This window comes from Amycolatopsis sp. WAC 04182, from assembly GCF_003947465.1.
Lineage (GTDB): Bacteria > Actinomycetota > Actinomycetes > Mycobacteriales > Pseudonocardiaceae > Amycolatopsis.
This window is the reverse complement of sequence record NZ_QHJJ01000001.1, coordinates 981,288-1,002,336: the sequence shown is the minus strand read 5'-3', so window position 1 is coordinate 1,002,336 and position 21,049 is coordinate 981,288. Positions and strand designations below refer to the sequence as shown.

The 21,049-nt window shown below is 69.0% G+C and carries 21 protein-coding genes; 14 read left to right on the top strand and 7 right to left on the bottom strand.

What is annotated here, in order from left to right; all coding sequences use genetic code 11:
- Positions 1-331 precede the first annotated feature (331 nt).
- The 4 genes from DMH01_RS05100 to DMH01_RS05085 are packed head-to-tail and all read left to right on the top strand — an operon-like array spanning position 332 to position 2,007.
- The gene (locus DMH01_RS05100; protein WP_158633189.1) at positions 332-634 is read left to right on the top strand and encodes a YbaB/EbfC family nucleoid-associated protein; all 303 of its coding nucleotides are present in this window, start codon (positions 332-334) and stop codon (positions 632-634) included.
- Positions 631-903 (top strand): hypothetical protein, encoded by a 273-nt coding sequence (locus DMH01_RS05095; protein ID WP_125673921.1) that lies wholly within the window; start codon positions 631-633, stop codon positions 901-903. The genes DMH01_RS05100 and DMH01_RS05095 overlap by 4 nt, the downstream gene beginning before the upstream one ends.
- Positions 903-1,232, top strand: coding sequence for a hypothetical protein (locus DMH01_RS05090; RefSeq protein WP_125673920.1), 330 nt, complete (start codon positions 903-905; stop codon positions 1,230-1,232). The genes DMH01_RS05095 and DMH01_RS05090 overlap by 1 nt, the downstream gene beginning before the upstream one ends.
- Entirely contained in the window at positions 1,225-2,007 is a 783-nt protein-coding gene (locus tag DMH01_RS05085; RefSeq protein WP_125673919.1) for a hypothetical protein, read from the top strand. The genes DMH01_RS05090 and DMH01_RS05085 overlap by 8 nt, the downstream gene beginning before the upstream one ends.
- Before the next feature lie 25 nt (positions 2,008-2,032).
- Here the strand turns inward: DMH01_RS05085 and DMH01_RS05080 are convergent, their stop codons facing one another.
- Both DMH01_RS05080 and ald read right to left on the bottom strand, forming a co-directional pair.
- On the bottom strand, positions 2,033-4,765 hold the full coding sequence (locus DMH01_RS05080; RefSeq protein WP_125673918.1) for a BTAD domain-containing putative transcriptional regulator: 2,733 nt from the start codon (positions 4,763-4,765) through the stop codon (positions 2,033-2,035).
- Positions 4,766-4,894: 129 nt separating this feature from the next.
- A complete protein-coding gene (gene ald, locus DMH01_RS05075; RefSeq protein WP_034309245.1) occupies positions 4,895-6,010 on the bottom strand; it encodes an alanine dehydrogenase in 1,116 nt (371 codons plus the stop codon).
- Between the two features lie 166 nt (positions 6,011-6,176).
- Here ald and DMH01_RS05070 point away from each other — a divergent pair, with 166 nt between their 5' ends.
- The 3 genes from DMH01_RS05070 (at position 6,177) to DMH01_RS05060 (ending at position 7,882) form a co-directional block, all read left to right on the top strand.
- The gene (locus DMH01_RS05070) at positions 6,177-7,118 is read left to right on the top strand and encodes a zinc-binding dehydrogenase (protein ID WP_125673917.1); all 942 of its coding nucleotides are present in this window, start codon (positions 6,177-6,179) and stop codon (positions 7,116-7,118) included.
- The gene (locus tag DMH01_RS05065; protein ID WP_125673916.1) at positions 7,118-7,537 is read left to right on the top strand and encodes a pyridoxamine 5'-phosphate oxidase family protein; all 420 of its coding nucleotides are present in this window, start codon (positions 7,118-7,120) and stop codon (positions 7,535-7,537) included. Before DMH01_RS05070 ends, DMH01_RS05065 begins: the two co-directional genes overlap by 1 nt.
- A 117-nt stretch (positions 7,538-7,654) precedes the next feature.
- Positions 7,655-7,882 (top strand): hypothetical protein, encoded by a 228-nt coding sequence (locus DMH01_RS05060; protein ID WP_034309241.1) that lies wholly within the window; start codon positions 7,655-7,657, stop codon positions 7,880-7,882.
- A gap of 122 nt (positions 7,883-8,004) precedes the next feature.
- Here the strand turns inward: DMH01_RS05060 and DMH01_RS05055 are convergent, their stop codons facing one another.
- From DMH01_RS05055 to DMH01_RS05045, 3 genes are read right to left on the bottom strand one after another with little or no spacing between them, the layout of a single operon-like run.
- Positions 8,005-9,558 (bottom strand): helix-turn-helix domain-containing protein, encoded by a 1,554-nt coding sequence (locus tag DMH01_RS05055; RefSeq protein WP_125673915.1) that lies wholly within the window; start codon positions 9,556-9,558, stop codon positions 8,005-8,007.
- Positions 9,559-9,594: 36 nt separating this feature from the next.
- Positions 9,595-10,032, bottom strand: a complete 438-nt coding sequence (locus DMH01_RS05050) for a VOC family protein (protein WP_125673914.1) — start codon at positions 10,030-10,032, stop codon at positions 9,595-9,597.
- The gene (locus DMH01_RS05045; RefSeq protein WP_125673913.1) at positions 10,029-10,379 is read right to left on the bottom strand and encodes a PadR family transcriptional regulator; all 351 of its coding nucleotides are present in this window, start codon (positions 10,377-10,379) and stop codon (positions 10,029-10,031) included. Before DMH01_RS05045 ends, DMH01_RS05050 begins: the two co-directional genes overlap by 4 nt.
- Before the next feature lie 56 nt (positions 10,380-10,435).
- On the opposite strand from DMH01_RS05045, the gene DMH01_RS05040 reads away from it, so the two are divergent.
- From DMH01_RS05040 to DMH01_RS05030, 3 genes are all read left to right on the top strand, one after another.
- Positions 10,436-10,834 carry a VOC family protein gene (locus DMH01_RS05040; RefSeq protein WP_125673912.1) on the top strand — a complete coding sequence of 133 codons (399 nt, stop codon included), beginning with the start codon at positions 10,436-10,438 and terminating at the stop codon, positions 10,832-10,834.
- 78 nt (positions 10,835-10,912) lie between these two features.
- Positions 10,913-12,214: a bifunctional o-acetylhomoserine/o-acetylserine sulfhydrylase gene (locus DMH01_RS05035; RefSeq protein WP_125673911.1), complete on the top strand. Its 1,302-nt coding sequence runs from the start codon at positions 10,913-10,915 to the stop codon at positions 12,212-12,214.
- On the top strand, positions 12,211-13,332 hold the full coding sequence (locus DMH01_RS05030; RefSeq protein WP_125673910.1) for a homoserine O-acetyltransferase: 1,122 nt from the start codon (positions 12,211-12,213) through the stop codon (positions 13,330-13,332). The genes DMH01_RS05035 and DMH01_RS05030 overlap by 4 nt, the downstream gene beginning before the upstream one ends.
- A 529-nt stretch (positions 13,333-13,861) precedes the next feature.
- Here DMH01_RS05030 and DMH01_RS05025 read toward each other — a convergent pair.
- Both DMH01_RS05025 and DMH01_RS05020 read right to left on the bottom strand, forming a co-directional pair.
- Complete coding sequence (locus tag DMH01_RS05025; RefSeq protein ID WP_034309225.1) at positions 13,862-14,359, bottom strand: hypothetical protein; 498 nt, start codon at positions 14,357-14,359, stop codon at positions 13,862-13,864.
- Positions 14,360-14,416: 57 nt separating this feature from the next.
- Entirely contained in the window at positions 14,417-15,007 is a 591-nt protein-coding gene (locus tag DMH01_RS05020) for a TetR/AcrR family transcriptional regulator (RefSeq protein WP_199745367.1), read from the bottom strand.
- A 151-nt stretch (positions 15,008-15,158) separates the two neighbouring features.
- Here DMH01_RS05020 and DMH01_RS05015 point away from each other — a divergent pair, with 151 nt between their 5' ends.
- The 4 genes from DMH01_RS05015 to DMH01_RS05000 all read left to right on the top strand — a co-directional run bounded on the left by DMH01_RS05015 (position 15,159) and on the right by DMH01_RS05000 (position 21,041).
- The gene (locus DMH01_RS05015; protein WP_125673909.1) at positions 15,159-15,968 is read left to right on the top strand and encodes an SGNH/GDSL hydrolase family protein; all 810 of its coding nucleotides are present in this window, start codon (positions 15,159-15,161) and stop codon (positions 15,966-15,968) included.
- Positions 15,969-16,115: 147 nt separating this feature from the next.
- Positions 16,116-17,729: a carboxyl transferase domain-containing protein gene (locus DMH01_RS05010; RefSeq protein ID WP_125673908.1), complete on the top strand. Its 1,614-nt coding sequence runs from the start codon at positions 16,116-16,118 to the stop codon at positions 17,727-17,729.
- A gap of 175 nt (positions 17,730-17,904) precedes the next feature.
- Positions 17,905-19,890, top strand: a complete 1,986-nt coding sequence (locus DMH01_RS05005; RefSeq protein ID WP_125673907.1) for a biotin carboxylase N-terminal domain-containing protein — start codon at positions 17,905-17,907, stop codon at positions 19,888-19,890.
- Positions 19,887-21,041 (top strand): acyl-CoA dehydrogenase family protein, encoded by a 1,155-nt coding sequence (locus tag DMH01_RS05000; protein WP_125673906.1) that lies wholly within the window; start codon positions 19,887-19,889, stop codon positions 21,039-21,041. The genes DMH01_RS05005 and DMH01_RS05000 overlap by 4 nt, the downstream gene beginning before the upstream one ends.
- Positions 21,042-21,049 lie beyond the last annotated feature (8 nt).

The following is a 21,049-nucleotide window of genomic DNA, read 5'->3' as shown; positions in this document are numbered from 1 at the left end:
ACGGCGACTTATTACCTACGATGTAGGAGGCGGCCCGCTCCCAGTGACCCCCAGGCTGGTTGAGCGGGCCGCCCTCAGCCCCTTTTGCCCCACCTTGGTCGGTGCTTGCGCACCTTCCCCGAGGTGGGGCTTCGTCGTATCACCCGGGGGGCCGAGCCCCCCCGGGACCCCCGCGGTGCGGTCGGCGCCGGTGGCGAGGTGGTGGCCTACGGCGCGGGACGCCGTGGCCTGGTGAGAGAGCTCGCGGTGCGGGGCGCCGTGGCCGGGGAAAGGTTCGGGAAAGGTGCGGGCGCCACCCTGTCGTCGTTCAGTGACGAGGGGAGAGCGACCGGTGGACACCGATCCGGTACGGAAGATCAGAGAGTTCGGGGAGTTCCTCGCGAGGAACAAGGCCGCGTTCGCGCGGGCGGCGGGGGAACTGGAGGGGCGGCACTACACCGCTTCGGCACGTGGGGGACTCGTGCGGGCGGAGGTGGATCATCGGGCGCGGCTCGTCGGGATCCACATCGACCGGGCCGCCGTGGCCCGCAGCCGCGGCGGCGAACTCGGCGCGTACATCGTCGAAGCGGTCGGTCAGGCGCGTGACGAGGCTCGCGCCGAATACCGCCGGCTGATCCAGGCGGGCGTCCGATGAACGGCCTGCTGCGGCTTCACGACCTCGATGATGAGGAAGACGGCAAGCGGCCGGCTTCCCGGCGAGAAGACCACTTCGCCGTCGCGGACATCGACGCCGGTCTCGGCAGGGTCCACGTCGACGAGGCCGGCGACCTGGTCGCCGTCGACCTAGACGAGCGGGCACTGCGCGCGATGAACCCGGCCGCGCTCGGCGGCCACCTCCTCGCGGCGATCGAGCGGGCCGAACAGGCCGCCAGGACCCGGCGAATCGAACGGAGGAAGCTCTGATGCCAGAGGGAACCGGCTACGAGGTCGTCCCGGAGTCGCTCGCGGAGATGGCGACGGAGTTCGGGGCCGCGGCCGACTCGTGGACCGCGCTCAAGGACACGATCGGCGAGCTGACGATGCAACCGGGGGACCTCGGTCTGCTCGCCACCAACGTGGGATACATCGAGGCTTACAACGCGGCGTGCACGCTCGTCGTCGAGAAACTCGGCGAGGCGGTCAAGAGCTTCGACGACACCGAGGCCGCACTCGTCACCGTCGCCAACACCTACGCCGCACAAGACGCCGAATACTACGAGCAGTTCGGCTACCTGGGGAGCGACGATGACTGAACCGGCGCCGTACCCGGAAGGTGACGCGGCGACCGTGCTGGACGCCGCGGAGTTCTTGGACGTCTTCGTCATTCCCCCCGGCTCGGTCTCCGCCGGGGTGAAGATGATTCTCGACGAGATCCGCAACGTCCTCGGCGATCCCGCGATCCCGTCGGCGCGCGCCACACAATGGGGTGAAGCGCAGAAGACACCGAGCATGGTGGCGGACGGCTTGAACACGAAACTGGGTTCGCTGGACTCGTATTGGCAGGGAGGCGCGTTCGACGCGTTCAAGGTCCACACCGATCGGATCGTCCAGGAGTGCGACCTGACGGCCGCGAAACTGGGGGAAGTGGGCACCCTGCTCGCCGGAGCGATCGCCTTCGTGCACGAGACCTGGGCTATGGCCATCGGGTTCATCACAAAGGCGGCAGCCGGCTGTGCCACTCTTCTCGATCCGAGCGAGGTGATCACCGCGATCAACGCTCTGGCCACCAGCTACGCCGATCTCATCGAGAGCGCCCTCGTGACGATGGGCGAGTTCGCGGCCAACGTGAAGGCCATCGAGATCTCCGCGCTCAGCTTCCCGGCGCCGGGAACGTTGCCGTCCCAGGTGAGCGACCCCGACAAATGGGTCCTCGAGCCGGCACCCGAACACCCGCCGGAGGACAAGAAGCTGACCGGCGAAGCCGGGATGGGCGAGTCGCAAGGCGGGGTCGTCGCTCCCGAAGAACCGGGCACGGCCGAGGACGAACCGGCGGACGAACCCGCCGGACTCGAGGAAACCCCCGCCTGAACCGGCCGCCTCGGCGCGTGAAACCTCACGCGCCGAGGCGGGCCCGGATCTTCTCGACGATCGGATCGCCGGTGGCCGCGCACAGCGAGAGTGCCTCGTGGAGGTGGTCCCGTTCCTCGGTTTCGCGTCCGTCCGCGGCCGACAGGTCGGCGAGCTGGACGAGCAGCCGGGCCGAGCCCCATCGATCGTCCAGTTCGCGGGTGATCGCGAGCGCGTGCCGGTACTCCTCGCTCGCCTGCTCCCGCAGCCCCCTGTCCCGGTACAGGTCACCGAGCGTCCGCAGGGTGAAGCGCAGCGAGGTGCGATCACCACTGCTCCGCTGCAGTTCGACGGCGTTCCGCAGATGACGCAGGGAGTCGTCGAACGCGCCCTGCTGACGGCGTAGGTCGCCGAGGTTGTTCAGCCCGATGCCCTCACCATGGAGGTCGCCGTCCGCCCGGAACATCTCGAGCGCGGCCGTGTAGCTCTCCGCGGCCTCGGCGAAGCGGCCCATGCTGTCCTGCGTCACGCCGAGGTTGTTCAAGGTCCATGCCTGCCCGTGCCGGTTGCCGAGCTCGTCGAACACCTGCGCCGTGGCGCGGAAGTACTCGATCGCCTTCTCGAAACCGCCGACGTCGTCATGGGCGATCCCGAGGCCGAGCAGCAGGTAGGCCTCGTCGACGCGCCTGCCGGACCGCCGGGCGGCGGTCACCGCGATCTCGTGGGTGACCAGCCAGTCGTCCCAGTGTTTGGTCAGGTAGAACAACCGCATCAGCGCGGCGGCGAGCAGGCAGGCGACGTCCTCGGCGCCCTGGTCCGCCGCGGCCCGCACCACGGTCACCAGGTTCGCGCGCTCGGCGGCGAACCAGGCGAGCGCGTCGTCGCGGGTGTGGAACGGTGCTTCGATCCGCGTCTCCTCCACGCCGTCCAAGTCGATCACGCGGGCCTTCGGGTCGACGAGTGCGCGGGCCGCGATCGCCGTACGCAGGTACCACACGAACAGACGTCTCAAGGCCGCCTCTCGGGCGGCGGGCTCGACCTGGTCCGCGAGTTCTCGCGCGTAGGCCCGGAGCAGGTCGTGCGTCCGGTACCGCCCGCTGAAGCCTTCCTCGGCGAGGTGCGATCGGGTGAGCGCGTCGAGGGCCCGCCTGGTGGTGCGAAGGTCTTCGCCGGAGAGCGCGGCGAACGCGGATGCCGTGAGGTCGTGCCCGGGATGGAGACCCCACAGGACGAAGAGCCGCGCGGGCGTCGGCGGCAAGTGGTGGACCGACCGGGAGAACACCGAGCGGATCGAGGTGTGGGCATCGCCGTCGGCGTCCATCAGGTCGAGGCGCCGATGTTCGTCCGCCAGCTCGACGGCGAGGTCGGCGACGCTGAGGTGGTGGCGGGCCCGGAAGATCTCCGCAGCGATCCTCAGGGCCAGCGGCAGCCGGACGCAGTGCCGCACCACCGCGTCGATCGCGTCCGCGGTGCCGTCGGCCCGGTCACCCGCCAGCCCCCGGAACAACTCCCGCGCGTCGGACGGCGGGAGGCGGCGCAGGACGATCCGGTTCGCGCCGTCGCGGGCCACCAGTCCGGCGAGTGAGTCCCGGCTCGTCACGACGACATGGCAGGACGAACTCATCGGCAGCAGGGGCCTGACCTGCTCACAGGTCCGCGCGTTGTCCAGTACGACGAGCATTCGTCTGCGGGCGGCCAAGGCACGGAACCGGGCCGCCCGCGCCGGGAGTTCGCGGGGGATCGCCGGGCCGTCGACCCCCAGTGCTTCGAGGAACCCGGCGAGCACGTTCGCGGTCGGGGGTGGCCGCTCCGGCCCGTAACCCCGGAGGTCGACGTACAGCTGGCCGTCGGGGAACCGGGGGCGGACCCGGTTGCCCCAGCGGACCACCGTCGCGGTCTTGCCGACGCCCGCGGTGCCCACCACGACGCAGACCGATGCCGGATCCCTGCCGGACAAATGATCGTCCAATTCGGACAGTTCCGCTGCCCTGCCGACGAAGTTCCGTACGGTGCGGGGCAATTCCGACGGCACGACAGCCGGTGCCGGCGAGCCTGCCGGTTCGATCGGTAACCCGGCGAGGATTCGCCTTTCGGTTTCGCGAAGGTCCGGGCCTGGCTCGATCCCGAGTTCTTCGACGAACAACTGTCGCGCCGCGCGGTAGACGTCCAAGGCCGCGGTACGACGCCCCGCCCGGTACAGCGAGATCATCAGCAGTTCGTGCAGCCGTTCCCGGAACGGGTGACGGCGCACCAGTTCGGTCAGCTCGTCCACCAGGGACGAATGCCTGCCGTCGGCGAGTTCGGCCTGGCACAGCGTCTCGATCGCGGCCAGCCGTCGCTCGGTGAGCCGCCGTGCCTGGTCGGCCAACTCCGGCGAGTCGAGGCCGTCATACGGTTCCCCGCGCCACAGGCCGAGCGCCTCACGCGACAATTCGGCGCACCGTCGCGGATCGCTTGCGACGGCTTCGTCCACGAGCGACTCGAACCGCTGGGCGTCGAGTTCCCCCGGCAGCACCCGCAGCTGGTAGCCGCCCTCCCCGCTCGCCAGTCGATCAGGTTCGCCGAGCAGCCGCCTCAGTTTGTGGACGTGCAGATACAGCTTCGACGCGGAATCGTCGGTTTCCCCCGGCCACAACACATCGACGAGAGCGCTCGCCGGGACGTCGCGGTTGGCGTTCGCCAGCAACGTCCCCAGCAGGATCCTCTGCATACGCCCGGTGACGGCCACGGTACGACCGGTGGAACGGATGCGGATCGGCCCCAGTACCTCGAATTCCATCGAGTACCTCCCCGCGGACAGTGTGCCGCGACGGCGGGGAACCGAGGGCCGGAAAGGCGCAAAAAGGAGCGAGGGACCTTTGCGCACCGGGGTGGCAAAGATCCCTCGCGTGGGAGAGTGGCGTGGGGGTCAGGCCAGGACGTCGGCCAGGTCGGTGGCGGCCAGGCCGTGCGCGGCGGCGACGGGGGCGTTGGTCAGGGCGCCCGCGTGCGTGTTGAGGCCCTTCGCCAGCGAAGCGTCGGCCTGCAGCGCCTTCTGCCAGCCGTGCTCCGCCAGCTGGACGGCGTACGGCAGCGTCACGTTGGTGAGGCCGTAGGTCGACGTCCGGGGCACCGCGCCCGGCATGTTCGCGACGCAGTAGAACACCGACTCGTGGACCTTGTAGGTCGGCTCGTCGTGCGTGGTCGGCCGCGAGTCGGCGAAGCACCCGCCCTGGTCGATCGCGATGTCCACGAGCACGCTGCCCGGGCGCATCCGCGAAACGAGTTCGTTCGAGACCAGCTTCGGCGCCTTCGCGCCGGGCACGAGCACCGCGCCGATGACCATGTCGGCCTCCAGCACGGACTGCTCCACCGACAGCGCGTTCGAGGTCACCGTGCGGATGCGGCCGCCGAAGTCGTTGTCGATCTGACGGAGCCGGTCGACGTTGGTGTCGAGGATCTCGACGTCCGAGCCGAGGCCGAGGGCGACCCGCGCCGCGTTGAGGCCGGCGACACCGCCGCCGATGACGACCACACGCGCCGGGTGCACGCCAGGGATGCCGCCGGGCAGCACACCGCGGCCGCCACTCGGCTTCATCAGCGAGAACGCGCCCACCTGCGGGGCCAGCCGTCCGGCGACCTCGGACATCGGCGCGAGCAGCGGCAGCGCGCGGTTCGGGGTCTGCACGGTCTCGTAGGCGATCGCGGTGGTGCCCGCGGCCAGCAGCGCGTCGGTCAGCGGACGGTCCGCGGCGATGTGCAGATAGGTGAACAGCACCTGGTCGGCGCGCAGCCGCGGGTACTCCTCGGCGATCGGCTCCTTGACCTTGAGCACGAGTTCGCCCTCGGACCAGGTCTCCTCCGCCGTCGCGAGGATCTTCGCGCCCGCGGCGACGTACTCCTCGTCGGTGATGGAGGAGCCGAGGCCGGCGCCGGTCTCGACGAAGACGTCGTGGCCGCGCCCGGTCAGTTCGTGCACGCCCGCCGGGGTGAGCGCCACCCGGTATTCGTGCTTCTTGATCTCACGGGGGACGGCGATACGCACGGAATGCCTCCTGGCGGCGGGTCTGGGAACAAAGGTGCTGCCACTCACGGTGAGCCACCCGGACGGCGGTGTCATCGTTTGCCCGCGACAGTGTTGCGAACCGATCATGGTTTCGACAGCACAATCGCTTGACCTCCAGTCGACTGGAGCTTGCACCTTGGGTCACATGAGAGCCGTGTGGTTGAAAGAGTTCGGCGGGCCCGAAGTGCTCGTCGCGGGCGAGGCCCCGGATCCGGTCCCCGCAGCGGGCCAGGTCCTGGTCGAGGTGGCGTTCGCCAACATCACGTTCGTCGAGACGCAGTTCCGGGCAGGCGGAGGCGGGCCGTTCCGCGCCGAACTGCCGATGATCCCCGGCAACGGCGTCGGCGGCGTGATCAGCGCGGTCGGGGACGGGGTCGACCTCGGCCTGGTCGGCAAGCGCGTCGTCACCTCGACCGGTGGTTCCGGGGCGTACGCGGAACGGGTCGCGGTCGCCGCCGATTCCGTCTTCGAGGTGCCGGACGGCCTGGCCCTCGACGCCGCGGTGGCGATCCTCGCCGACGGCCGCACGGCGACCGCGCTGGTGACCGCCGCGCGTATCCGCCCCGGCGAGCGCGTGCTGGTGGAGGCCGCGGCGGGCGGCGTCGGCGGCCTGCTCGTCCAGCTCGCCAAGGCCGCCGGCGCCGAGGTCGTCGGCGCGGCCGGTGGCGCGGCGAAGACCGAGCACGTCCGGGAGCACGGCGCGGACCTGGCGGTCGACTATCGCGAGCCGGACTGGGCGGCGAAGGCGGGCGAGGTCGACGTCGTGTTCGACGGGGTCGGCGGCGAAATCGGGGCGACGTCGTTCGGGTTGCTGAAGCCGGGTGGCCGGATGCTGATCTACGGGCTGTCGAGTGGCTCGTGGACGGAGGTGTCCGAAGAGGACGCCGCCGCGCGAGGGGTCACCGTGATCCGAGGCCTCGGCGGACCGGCCGAGATGCGGGCGTTCACCGAGTCGGCGCTCGCCGAAGCCGCCGCCGGGCGATTGGAACCCGTGATCGGCCAACGATTCCCGCTCGAACGGGCCGCCGACGCGCACGCGGTCATGCAGTCGCGTGGCGCGATCGGCAAAACGGTGCTCGAGATCTGATGTTCGACGTCGACGAATTCCTCGCCGGTCCGCTCACGGCCAGGGTCGCCGCGGCCGGGCCGACCGTGCGCCCGGCCTGGTACCTCTGGGAGAAACAGGCCTTCTGGATCCTCACCGGACCGTGGGCGCGGCTGGCCCGTCTCGTCCGCGAGTCGCCGTCGATCGCGGTGACCGTCGACGTGTGCGACGTTGGCACCGGCCTCGTGCGGCAGGTGCTCGCGCGCGGCGATGCGGAGGTGCTGCCCTTCGACGTCCCTCGTGGACGGCGGCTGCTGAGCCGGTATCTCGGCCGGGACGAACGCAAATGGGATGCGCGTTTTCGTTGTTACCTGCACGATGATCCCGAGGTGAAAGGGACCGTCTGGGTCCGGATGGTGCCGAAGAGATTCGTCGCCGAAGATCTCGGTTATCGGGTTTGAGGCACGGCCGCGTTCGCTGGGGGTGGGCGCGGCCGTGCAACCTGCGAAACGGTAAATGCAGCACGATCGAGTCAAGATGTTGATCTTACTGGCCGGTAAGCTGCCATTCTGTTCCGCATGACAAATCAGGACTGGCGACGGGAGCGGCGCGTCCGCACCGTCGACACCGAAGGCAATCCGGCAGATGTCATCGTGGGCCTGGTCGAAACCCCCGGAAACGGCTACGAAGCCGCGCTGCGGGTCGACGGCGGCCCCGGTGTTCTTTTGCCGCTTTACCCCGGTGCCGATCTGCTCGCCGCGGTGCGGCAGACCATTGAGGACGGTTATCGCGCCAGCGCGCACTGAACCGTCGGATGTCAGGAAAGGGTCTTTCACGACGAAAAACGTCAGGAAAGACCCTTTCCTGACGTCTGCGCGCGGTTTTGTAGAACTACAAAATGTTCGTTATCGAGCGGTTTGTGGTTGCATCAGCTCCACCTCAGCGAAACGAGTTGCGTGATCAACGCCAGCCGGACGTCGGGATCGTCGAGATCCAGCGGGACGAGATCGAGCAGCCGTCGCATCCGGTACCGCAGGGTGTTGGGATGGATCCGGAGTTCCTTCGCGGCCGCGCGCGGGTCTCCCGGATGCCGCAGCCACTGGTAGAGCGTGTCGACATAGCCGCTCTCGTGGGCTTCGTCGTGCGCGCGCAGCAAGCCGAGCGGACCGAGCTCGGCGACCTTCGAGGTGCTCGCCGCCGTCGCGCCGCGATGCAGCGAAAGGGCTGTCCACGCCTCGTCGAAGACCACGACGCGGCCGGGCACGAGCTTCGCGCGGAGCAGCCCCAGTGCCTCGTCGGCCTGAAGCCGTGACGTCGCGAGTTCGCCGATTTCGCAGGCCGACCCGGCGGCCGCCCGCGGTGTCCCGCCCTTTCTCGACGATGGCAGGGCTTCGAGCGCGGCCCGGAGTTCGTTCCAGCCGTCGCCGTCCGGGACGACCGCGTAGAGGACGCCCCCGAGTTCGGTGGCCACCGGCCGCCTGCCGACGCCTTGCGAGATCCGTTCGAGGAGGGCGAGCCGCAGGCCCTCGTCGTCACGGCCGTCGCCGCCGGCGACTTCGATGACGACGACACGGTGCGGCTCTTCCGAGAGGTCGAGTTCCGCGATCGCCTTGCGCGGGCTGGCCTTCCCTTCCAGCACGGCACGCAGGAGCTCGGCCGAGACCCGGCGTTGCGAATCGGTGTGCGCACGACGGCGCAGCAGGTGCAGTGCGACGACGGGCGCCGCGTCGGCGAACGCGGCCGCGCGTTCGTCGGAGACCGGCCCCGCGACGACCGCCCACATCGACCCCAGCAGTTCGCCGCCCATCCGGATCGGCACGATGAGCCGGGGCAGGGTGCCGTCGCGCTGCGCGGGCACGAAGATCGTCTGCCGCCCGCGGGAAAGCTCGCGGAACACCCCTCGTGACCGGAACCGCGCGAGCACGTCGTCGGGGATGCGGCGGCCCATGATCGTGGACACGCGCGCGGAGTCGGTCAGGTCCTGCCGGGCCGAGTAGGCGAGCACCCGCGAGTTGGTGTCCTCGATGGTCACGGGCGCGTCGACCACCGAAGCGACGGCGTCCGCGAGCCGGAACAGGTCGCCGGAACCGGGGCCGCCGCCGTCCTCCAGCGCGTCCGACTCGTCGGCCAGTGCGTCGAGGACCGTCCTGAGCAGCCAGACGAGCTGCGCCCACGACGTCGCCGAGCGCACCTCGATCAACGCGATGTCCGCCGATTTCGCCGCCCGCTTCACCGAGGGTTTCGCCGCGAGCGGCGGTTTCAGCAGGACGGCGGCGGCGCCTTTGGCCGCGCTGAGCCGGACGAGTTCCGCGGCGTCCGGCGTTTCGGTGATCGCGACACCGAGGACGAGGTCCCCCGCGGCGAGGGTGTTGCCGGGTTCGGCGATGACGACGTCGCCGACGGCCGGGGACTCCTCGGGGACCTGGAGGGCGTGCAACAGCGTCGGACCGACCCGATCGACCACGCTCCGCACGGAAACCATGGGGCGATTGTCCAGCAGGTGGGACCACCGCACACGTCAGACCTCGCGTGGGGTCCTCGCGTCGATGTCTTCGGGCGTGAACCGCTCCCGTTTGGTCGTCAGCGCCCAGCGGTGGCCGTCGGGGTCGACGATCCGGCCGTAGCGCTCGCCGAAGAACATCTCCTCGACCGGCGCCTCCACTCGCGCGCCCGCGAACACCGCGCGCCGCACGAGGTCGTCGGGGTCCTCGGTCTCCAAGATCAAGAGCATCGGCGTGCCGCCGAGGGTCGACGGCGCGAGGGCGTCCAGCCGCGGGATCTCCTGGCTCACCAGCAGCCGCGCGTCGCCGACGGCGAGTTCCACGAACAGCACGACGCCGTTCGGCAGCACGTTGCGGAACAGCTCCACGGCGCCGAACGCCTTGGCGTAGAAGGAAAGCGACGCGTCGACGTCCTTAACGAACAGATGCGGCGTCAAACCGAGCGCCCGGCTCACGCCGACTCCGCCCGCTTCAGCAGCCCGGCCTGCCCGGCCACGGCGACGAGCCTGCTCAGGAACTCCGCCTCGCGGGCGGCGACGTCCCGGCCGGCGCGGGTCAGCCGGTAGTAGCGGCGGCGCGAGTCGTGCGGCTGGTCCTCGCTCGCGTCCGGGGCCTCTTCGACCAGGCCGTCGGCGACGAGCCGGGCGAGCGTCCGGTACAGCGTGCCGGGACCGAGCTGGGTGGTGCCGCCGCTCACCTCGTCGACGAAACCCATGATCGCGTAGCCGTGCGCGCGACCTTTCGCGAGCGCCAGCAGGGTCTGGAACGCCGCGGGGGTGAGCTGCGGGTTGCCGTCGGCCATCCGGGAAGCATACACTCCGATCTCGTTATATCCATGATGGATACAAAGGGGTCGAAGTGGCGATTCAGGGTGTGCACAAGATCGTCGTCGGGGTGCGGGACCAGGACCGGGCGAAGAGGTTCTGGTCCGAGGTCGTCGGGTTCGAGATCACCACCGACGTGCCGTACGACGACAAAGGGAGCCGGTGGGTCGAGGTCACGTCCGCCGATGGTGCGACGTCACTCGTCCTGAGCACCGCGCCGGAGGACCTCAAGCGGTTCGAAGTGCGGGACGAACTCCCGACGGGCAATTTCTTCTTCTACGCCGACGACATCGAAAAGACGTACCAGGAGCTTTCGGCGAAGGGTGTCGAGTTCCCCGCCCGGCCGGAGAAGCAGCCGTGGGGCTGGTGGGCGATGTTCACCGACTCGGAGGGCAACAGGTTCGCTCTTCAGGAAAAGAATCCCACGTCCTGAGAGCGGTTGGGTGCTCCGTTCGGCGGAGCTAGCTTCGGTGACAACAGCCGAAACCCTTGAACCGCTAGGAGAATCGCGATGAGCGCGGACGGATGGTCGTTCGAGACCAAGCAGATCCACGCGGGTGCGGCGCCGGACACGGCCACCGGCGCGCGGGCGACCCCGATCTACCAGACCACCTCGTACGTGTTCCGCGACAGCCAGCACGGCGCCGACCTCTTCAGCCTCGCCGAGCCCGGCAACATCTACACGCGGATCAACAATCCCACGCAGGACGTGCTGGAGCAGCGGCTCGCCGCGCTCGAAGGCGGTGTCGCGGCGCTGGCGTTCGCCTCCGGGAGCGCGGCGACGACGGCGGCCATCCTCAACCTCGCGAACGCGGGCGACCACTTCGTCTCCAGCCCGGCGCTCTACGGCGGCACCTACAACCTTTTCCATTACACGCTGCCGAAGCTCGGCATCGAGGTCTCGTTCGTCGAGGATCAGGACGACATCGAGCAGTGGAAGGCGGCCGTCCGGCCCAACACCAAGCTGTTCTTCGCCGAGACGCTGGCCAACCCGGGCAGCAACGTGCTCGACATCCGCGCGGTCGCCGACGCCGCGCACGAGTCCGGTGTCCCGCTGGTCGTGGACAACACGGTGCCGACCCCGTACCTCGTGCGCCCGATCGAGCACGGCGCCGACATCGTCGTCCACTCGGCGACCAAGTACCTCGGCGGGCATGGCACCACGGTCGCCGGGGTGCTGGTCGACGGCGGCACCTTCGACTTCGGCAAGGACCCGGCGCGGTTCCCGGGCTTCAACGAAGCCGACCCGAGCTACCACGGCCTCAAGTACTGGGAGGCCCTCGGCCCGGGCGCGTTCGCCGCCAAGGCCCGCGTCCAGATCCTGCGCGACACCGGCGCCGCGATCGCGCCGCTGAACAGTTTCCTGATCCTGCAAGGGATCGAGACGCTTTCGCTGCGTCTGGAGCGGCACGTGTCCAACGCGCAGGCCTTGGCCGAATGGCTGGAGCAGCGCGACGAGGTCGAGAAGGTGTATTACGCCGGGTTGCCGTCGAGCCCGTACCACGAGGCCGCGAAGAAGTATCTGCCGAAGGGCGCCGGCGCGGTGTTGTCGTTCGACCTGCGCGGCGGTGTCGAAGCCGGACGGGCCTTTGTAGACGGTACGGAACTGCACAGCCAACTGGTCAACATCGGTGACGTGCGCAGCCTGATCGTGCACCCGGCCTCGACGACGCACAGCCAGCTCACGCCCGAGGAGCAGGCCTCCAGCGGGGTCACGCCGGGGCTCGTGCGGCTCGCCGTCGGGCTGGAAGGGGTCGAGGACCTCAAGGCCGATCTCGAGGCCGGATTCCGGGCGGCCAAGGCCGCTCTGTGACCGAGGCTTCCGATCTCCCTCCCGTCACCGGTGCGTGGCGGGAGGGAGATCCGCCTGGCCGTCGCCGGTTCGTCAGCGGTGTCCAGGCACTCGAAACCGGCGGGACGCTGCCTTTCACGCTCGCCTACGAGACGTGGGGAACGCTGAATCCCAGCGCCTCCAACGCGATCCTCGTCGAGCACGCGTTGACCGGGGACAGTCACGCCGCCGGACCCGCGGAGGAAGGCCACGTCAGCCCCGGCTGGTGGGACGGCCTGATCGGGCCGGGCAAGGCGATCGACACGGACGCGTTCTTCGTCGTGGTCCCGAACGTGCTCGGCGGCTGCCAGGGCTCGACCGGCCCGTCTTCCCGGCATCCGGACGGAAACCCTTGGGGCAGCAGGTTTCCCGCCGTGACCGTCCGGGACCAAGTGGGCGCCGAGACCGTCCTCGCCGACGCGCTGGGCATCGGCCGATGGGCCGCGGTGGCCGGCGGGTCCATGGGCGGGATGCGCGCGCTGGAATGGGCGGCGAGCGAACCGGACCGGGTCGCGGCACTGCTCGTGCTCGCGTCGACGGCGCAGGCGTCGGCGGACCAGATCGCCTGGGCCGCGCCGCAACTGCACGCCATCCGCGCCGATCCGGGCTGGCACGGCGGCGACTACTACGACGTCCCCGGCGGTGGCCCGGACACCGGCCTCGGCATCGCGCGCCGCATCGCGCACGCGACCTACCGCAGCGAAGCCGAACTGTCGCAACGCTTCGGACGTCGCCACCAAGACGGTGAAGACCCCTTGTACGGTGGGCGATTCGCCATTGAGTCCTATTTGGACCATCACGCCGGGAAGCTTTCCCGCCGGTTCGACGCCGGCAGCTACGTGGTGCTCACCGAATCGATGAACACGCACGACGTCGGCCGCGGGCGGGGCGGGGTCGCGAACGCGCTCGGCCGGATCACCGCGCGCACGGTCGCGGCCGGGGTGGACAGTGACCGGTTGTACCCGCTGTACCAGTCGCAGGCCATCGCGGACGGGATCGCCGGGGCGGAGTTCGCCGTCATCGGCTCGCCGTACGGGCACGACTCTTTCCTGATCGAGACCGAGCAGATCGCGCGGCTGGTGAAGCTTCTGCTCGGCTAGGCCGCGGTGCCTGCCGGTGCGGGAGATGCCGTTGCGAAAGCCACTTTCGCAACGTTGAAGGTTGCGAAAGTGGCTTTCGCAACGTGTTTCCGCCGGATCGCTTGGCCCTGCCGCCGGTGCTCGGTGTCCCCAATGTCGCATTGGGGACACTGAGCGTCTCGAATGCGACATTGGCGACCTGGCCCCTTGCGCATCGCTACTTATTGAAGTGGGGCGCAGTGGTGTGACAGCCCCTCCGCGATGAAGAGTTCTTCGCCGCCTTCAAGGTGAACGGGAGACCTTTCCTTGACTGTCCACAAGGGACGCTTCCGGGCGGCGAAATGTCTGGTTAATGGATAAAAGTCCGGTTTTCGACGGGGGTCGTGAGTGGTAATGACGGTTAGAACGCTCATTACCACTCACGACCACCGCGCAAAGTGCTCGGCACCCAGTCGCCCCAAGCCGCCGGCAAGCATGTCGCGAAAGCCACTTTCGGGACATCAGACGTCGCGAAAGTGGCTTTCGCGACACCCGGCGGAGCCAAGCCCGCCTAGTCCGCGACGGCGTCCGAGATCCAGGGCGCCACCGGCAGATCCCGGTCCAGGCATTCCGCCGACAGCCGGATCGTCCAGCGCAGCGCCTGCAGCACCAGGCTGTCGACCTCGTCCGGCGCGGCGTTGGCGAGCGCGATCTCGACCTGTTCCTGCGCGGCCTCGCTGTTGCCGTGCACCTCGGCCAGCAGCGTGCGCACGGCCGTCCGTACGGGCGGGTCCGCCTGGTCGATCGAGACCTCTTCACCGTCCTCGTCGAACACCTGCACCTTGACCGGTGCGCTGCCGCCGTCACCGAGGGTCGACACCATGGCGCTGCATTCACCGAAGAGCATCATCACGAGCTCTTTGGTCTCTTCGGAGCGGGCTTGGGGCTCGACGGCGGTCGGCGTGAGCTCGTCGAGCGCCTCGGCGTCCTCCCCGAGGCTGATCGCGACGAGCGCGCGCTGCGCCTTTTCGACGAGCCTCCGCTCGTACTCGCTCCTGTCCGGCTCCACGTGCCTATCAAACACCAGAGGACGGAAAAGTGGGGATAGGCCGAAACCCGGACGTGGTCACTTGGCGGCGTGCAGTGCACCCAGCGCGAGGCGGCAGAGCATTTCGGCCAGTTCGCTGTCACCGAGATGGCGGTTGTACGGCGTCGAGTTGATCAACCCGAAGACCGCGTGCGCCGCCGACCGCGCCTGCCGTTCGCCGATCCCGGGGACGGCGTCACTGATCGCGCGCACCCAGACCTCGACGTACTGGCGCTGCAGGGCGCGGACCTGTTTGCGGTCACTGTCGGTGAGATTGGCGAGGTTGCGTTCCTGGACGGTGATCAACGCGGGATGCGCGAGCGCGAAGTCGACGTGAAAATTCACCAGTGCTTCGAGAACCTCGCCCGGCTCGTCCCGCTGGCTCGCCCGCGCCGTCCCGCCGTCGAGCAGATAGCGGCTGATCGAGTTCAGCATCTCGCCGAGGATGGCGTCCTTGCTGCGGAAATGCCGGTACAGCGCCGGGCCGGAGATGCCGACGGCCGCGCCGATGTCGTCGATGCCGACGCCGTGGAAACCGTGGTGGGCGAAGAGCTCGGCGGCGGCGGCCATGATCTGTTCACGCCTGTTCGCCTTCTCGCCGTTCACGAGTGGGGTGGGGTTCGCCAGCATCTGGCCATATTAAGGCCGCGTGTTAGCGAGCGCTAACACGCGGCCGTACTTCCAGCCTGGGCCAAGCGGGTTACCTGGGGAAATGACCCTTTTGCGTGTGGCTACCACCTGGTAATGCTGTGTCTCGTTAACTTGTCACGAAGGAGTGACCATGGCCGTCCCTGCTCGGATCAAAGCTCTTTCCTTCACTCGTTTAGGTGCGGCCCTGGGGGTCGCTGTCCTTGCCACCTTCGGTCTCGCGGGCACCGCCCAAGCGGCGACCAACTACGTGGCGCTCGGTGACTCGTACTCGTCCGGCGTCGGCGCCGGCAGCTACGGGAACTCGGGCGACTGCATGCGCAGTGCCAACGCCTATCCCCAGCTGTGGGCCAACGCCCACGCCGGGACCACCTTCAAATTCGTCGCGTGCTCGGGGGCGCGCACCGGCGACGTCCTGAATCAGATCGCGAACGTCACCTCCAGCGCCACGCTGGTGACGGTCTCGGTCGGCGGCAACGACGCCGGGTTCGCCGACGTCATGACCACCTGCACCACCGGCAGCGACCAGACCTGCATCAACCGGGTCAACACCGCGAAGACGTACGTGAACAACACGCTTCCGGGGCTGCTGAACAACGTCTACAGCAAGATCAAGGCCAAGGCGCCCGGCGCGAAGCTGGTCGTCCTGGGGTACCCGCGCTTCTACACGGTGCCGGGTTCGTGCTCGGTCGGGCTGAGCGACACGAAGCGCACGGCGATCAACTCGGGTTCCGACACACTGGCGTCGGTGATCTCGGCTCGCGCCGCCGCGCACGGCGCGAAGTTCGTCGACGTGCGGGGTGCCTTCACCGGGCACAACATCTGCTCGTCGGCCGACGACTACCTGCACAGCCTCACCTGGCCGATCGTCAACTCGTACCACCCGACGGCCGCCGGTCAGCGGGGCGGCTACTACAACCCGCTGGTCTCCGCGATCGGCTGATCGTTTCGCACGTGAAGGCCCCCTTCCCTCGGCTCAGCCGAGGGAAGGGGGCCTTCACGCGCTTCCAGGACGCGGTGGACAGAGCGGGTTAGTGGGCGTTAACCTACGACGGCAAGTTAACGACGGCTAACTTGGCGACGAGGAGCCATGGACACACCCGTACTGAGCACTTCGGCCGATCCGGGCAGCGACGAGTACGCCCGCAGCGTCACCTCCCACGCCGAGCTGGTCGAAGACCTGCGCAAGCGGCTCGCCGCCGCCCGGCTCGGGGGCCCGGAGAAATCCCGCACCCGCCACGTCGAGCGAGGCAAACTCCTGCCACGCGACCGGGTCGACACCCTCCTCGACCCGGGTTCGCCGTTCCTGGAGCTGTCCCCGCTGGCCGCCACCGGACTGTACGACGACGAGGCGCCCTCGGCCGGGATCATCACCGGGATCGGGCGGGTCTCGGGCCGCGAATGCGTGATCGTCGCCAACGACGCGACGGTCAAGGGCGGCACCTACTACCCGATGACGGTCAAGAAGCACCTGCGCGCGCAAGAGGTCGCGCTGCACAACAACCTGCCGTGCGTCTACCTGGTGGACTCCGGCGGTGCGTTCCTGCCGAGGCAGGACGAGGTCTTCCCGGATCGTGAGCACTTCGGCCGGATCTTCTACAACCAGGCCACGATGTCCGCGCGCGGCATCCCGCAGATCGCCGCGGTGCTCGGCTCCTGCACGGCGGGCGGCGCGTACGTCCCGGCGATGAGCGACGAAGCGGTCATCGTGCGGAACCAGGGCACCATCTTCCTCGGCGGCCCGCCGCTGGTGAAGGCCGCGACGGGCGAGGTCGTCACGGCGGAGGAACTCGGCGGCGGCGACGTCCACTCGCGCCAGTCCGGCGTCACCGACCATCTGGCCGAGGACGACGCCGACGCGTTGCGCATCGTTCGCTCGATCGTGTCGACTTTGGGGCCGCGGACGCCGCGTCCCTGGGACGTGCTCCCGACGGAGGCACCGGTAGTCGACCCGAACGAGTTGTACGGCGTCGTCCCGACCGACCCGCGCGTGCCCTACGACGTCCGTGAGGTCATCGCCCGGATCGTCGACGGCAGCCGGTTCGGCGAGTTCAAGAAGGAGTACGGCTCGACACTGGTCACCGGGTTCGCCCGGATCCACGGCCACCCCGTCGGCATCATCGCGAACAACGGCGTGCTGTTCGCCGAGTCCGCGATGAAGGGCGCGCACTTCATCGAACTGTGCGACAAACGCTCGATCCCGCTGCTGTTCCTCCAGAACATCACCGGTTTCATGGTCGGCAAGGCCTACGAGGCGGGCGGCATCGCCAAGCACGGCGCGAAGATGGTCACCGCGGTGGCCTGCGCGCGCGTGCCGAAGCTGACCGTCGTCATCGGCGGCTCGTTCGGCGCGGGCAACTATTCGATGTGCGGCCGCGCGTACTCGCCGCGGTTCCTGTGGATGTGGCCGAACGCGCGGATCTCGGTGATGGGTGGCGAGCAGGCGGCGTCGGTGCTTTCGACGGTCCGCCGCGACGCCATCGAGGCTCGCGGCGGCGAATGGTCCACAGAGGATGAAGAAGCCTTCAAGGATCCGATCCGCGACCAGTACGAGGCGCAGGGCAGCCCGTACTACTCGACGGCGCGGCTGTGGGACGACGGAGTGATCGATCCGGCGGACACCCGCACGGTGCTCGGCCTCGCGCTTTCCGCGACGGCCAACGCGCCTTTGTCCGATGTCAACTACGGCGTCTTCAGGATGTGAGCGCGACGATGCAGAGGATCGCTCAACTCGGCCGAAGCTGGCGCGCATGCCGTCCGAAGGACTCGCGAACGCGGAGGCAGGCCGCTCTGACCACGCGAATTGAGATCGACTCGCCAACGAGCGGCCTGGCTACGCGTTCGCGATCGCGCGCCGCCGGAAAACACAGGATGTGAGCATGTTCGACACGGTTCTGGTCGCCAACCGCGGGGAGATCGCGGTCCGCGTGATCCGCTCGCTGCGGGGGCTCGGCATCCGTTCGGTCGCGGTGTACAGCGACGCGGACGCCGACGCCCGGCACGTCCGCGAGGCGCACACCGCCGTCCGCATCGGCCCGGCCGAAGCGGCGAAGAGCTATCTGTCCATCCCGGCGATCGTCCAGGCGGCGGTCGACACGGGCGCGCAGGCGGTCCACCCCGGGTACGGCTTCCTCGCGGAGAACGCGGAATTCGCGCGTGCCTGCGCCGATGCCGGCCTCGTCTTCATCGGCCCGCCGGTCGAGGCCATCGACGCCATGGGCGACAAGATCCGCGCCAAGGCGACGGTGTCCAAGGCCGGTGTCCCGGTGGTGCCTGGTGCGTCCGATGTGGACATTCCCGAAGGCGGTTTCGCGGCCGCCGCGGAGAAGGTCGGGTTCCCGCTGCTGCTCAAACCGTCCGCCGGTGGTGGCGGGAAGGGTATGCGGCTGGTCACCGAACTGTCCGAATTGGACGCGGCGGTCGAGTCCGCGCGCCGCGAGGCCAAGGGCTCGTTCGGCGACGACACCCTGCTCATGGAGCGGTTCGTCACCACGCCGCGTCATATCGAGATCCAGGTGCTCGCCGACACGCACGGCAACGTGATCCACCTCGGCGAGCGCGAGTGCAGTCTTCAGCGGCGGCACCAGAAGATCATCGAAGAGGCGCCGTCCGTGCTCCTCGACGAAGCGACGCGCGCGAAGATGGGCGCGTCCGCGGTCGAGGCCGCGCGTTCGGTGGGTTACGTCGGCGCGGGGACGGTCGAGTTCATCGTGTCGGCCACCGCGCCCGACGAGTTCTTCTTCATGGAGATGAACACCCGCCTCCAGGTCGAGCATCCGGTGACCGAGCTCGTCACCGGGCTGGATCTCGTGGAGTGGCAGGTCAAGATCGCCGCGGGTGACGTGCTCACCGTGTCGCAGGACGACGTCCGGCTGGACGGCCACGCCGTCGAAGCCCGCGTCTACGCCGAAGACCCCGCTCGCGGCTTCATCCCGACGGGGGGAACCGTACTCGTGGTCCACGAGCCGTCCGGCGAGGGCGTACGCGTCGACTCGTGGATGAGCGAGGGCGCGGTCATCGGCTCGAACTACGACCCGATGCTGGCCAAGGTCATCGCCTGGGGCCCGGACCGCGCGGCCGCGTTGCACCGGCTCGATCTGGCGCTCGCGGACACCGCGCTGCTCGGCGTCGGCACCAACGTCGCCTTCCTGCGCGGGCTCCTCGCCGACGGCGACGTCCGCGACGGCAAGCTCGACACGGGCCTCGTCGACCGGCGACTGTCCACTTTGGTCTCCGAAGAGGTCCCGCCGGAGTTCTTCGTGGCGGCGGCGCTCGACAGGCTGCTTTCCCTGCAACCACAGGGATCCGTCATCGATCCGTGGGATGTGCCGGATGGCTGGCGTCTCGGTGGGTCCGGCGGGATCGACTTCGCTTTGAAGTCGGGCAGTTCCGAAGTCGTCGTACGGGTGCAGGGCACTCCGGCGAATGCGCTCGTAAGCGTCGACGGCGCCGAACCGGTCCGCGTTTCCGCGCGGCGCGAGGGCGATCTGCTGGAAGTCCGGCATCCCACCGGTTTCCACCGCTACCGGCACGCGGCCGGGAGCGGGAGGACGGTGTGGCTCGCGCGTGACGGCCACAGCTTCGCGATCGGCGAGCGCGAGCGGCTGCGTTCGGCGGCCGGTGCCGCGGGTGGCGCCGGACCGGTCACCAGTCCGATGCCCGGAACCGTGCTGGTGGTCAAGGCCGCCGCCGGTGACGTGGTGAGCGCCGGGACGCCGCTCGTGGTCGTCGAGGCGATGAAGATGGAGCACACGATCACCGCGCCGATCGACGGCGTGGTCAGCGAACTCCCCGTCCGGGCGGGCCAACAGGTCGCGCTGGACGAGACGGTAGCCGTGGTGACACCCCAAAAGGATGAGCAATGATCGACTTTCGGCTGGATGACGAGTACGAGGCGCTGCGCAAGACGGTCGAGGAATTCGCGCGTTCCGAGGTCGCCCCGGTCATCGGCGACCTCTACGAGCGGGAGGAATTCCCGTACGAGATCGTCGCGAAGATGGCCGAGATGGGCCTGTTCGGCCTGCCCTTCCCCGAGGAATACGGCGGCATGGGCGGCGACTACTTCGCGCTCTGCCTGACGCTGGAGGAATTGGCGCGCGTCGATTCCTCGGTCGCGATCACCGTCGAGGCCGGTGTTTCCCTTGGCGCCATGCCGATCTACCGGTTCGGCACCGAGGAACAGAAGCAGAAGTGGCTTCCGGAACTGTGCGCAGGCACCGCGCTCGGCGCCTTCGGGCTCACCGAACCCGGCGGCGGCTCGGACGCCGGCGCCACCCGCACGCGCGCGAAACTCGACGGCGACACCTGGGTGATCAACGGCAGCAAGTCGTTCATCACCAACTCCGGCACCGACATCACGAAACTGGTCACGGTCACCGCCGTCACCGACGTGAAGGAGAACGGGCGCAAGGAGATCTCGGCGATCATCGTCCCGTCCGGCACCCCGGGCTTCGCCGTCGCGCCGAAGTACTCCAAGGTCGGCTGGAACTGCTCGGACACGCACGAACTCTCGTTCGACGACGTCCGTGTCCCGGCCGAGAACCTGGTCGGCGAACGCGGCCGCGGTTACGCCCAGTTCCTGTCCATTTTGGACGAAGGCCGGGTCGCGATCGCCGCGCTGAGCGTCGGGCTCGCGCAGGGCTGCGTCGACGAATGCCTGCGGTACGTCAAGGAACGCGAGGCGTTCGGGCACAAGATCGGCGAGTACCAGGCGATCCAGTTCAAGATCGCCGACATGGAGGTGCGCACGCACACCGCGCGGCTGGCGTACTACGCGGCGGCGTCGAAGATGCTGCGCGGCGAGCCGTTCAAGAAGGAGGCGTCGATCGCGAAGCTCGTCGCGTCGAACGCCGCCATGGACAATTCGCGCGACGCGACGCAGATCTTCGGCGGGTACGGCTTCATGAACGAGTTCCCGGTGAGCCGGTTCTACCGGGACGCAAAGATCCTGGAGATCGGGGAAGGGACCTCGGAGGTGCAGCGGATGCTGATCGCGCGGCACCTCGGCGTCGCCTGACACCCTCG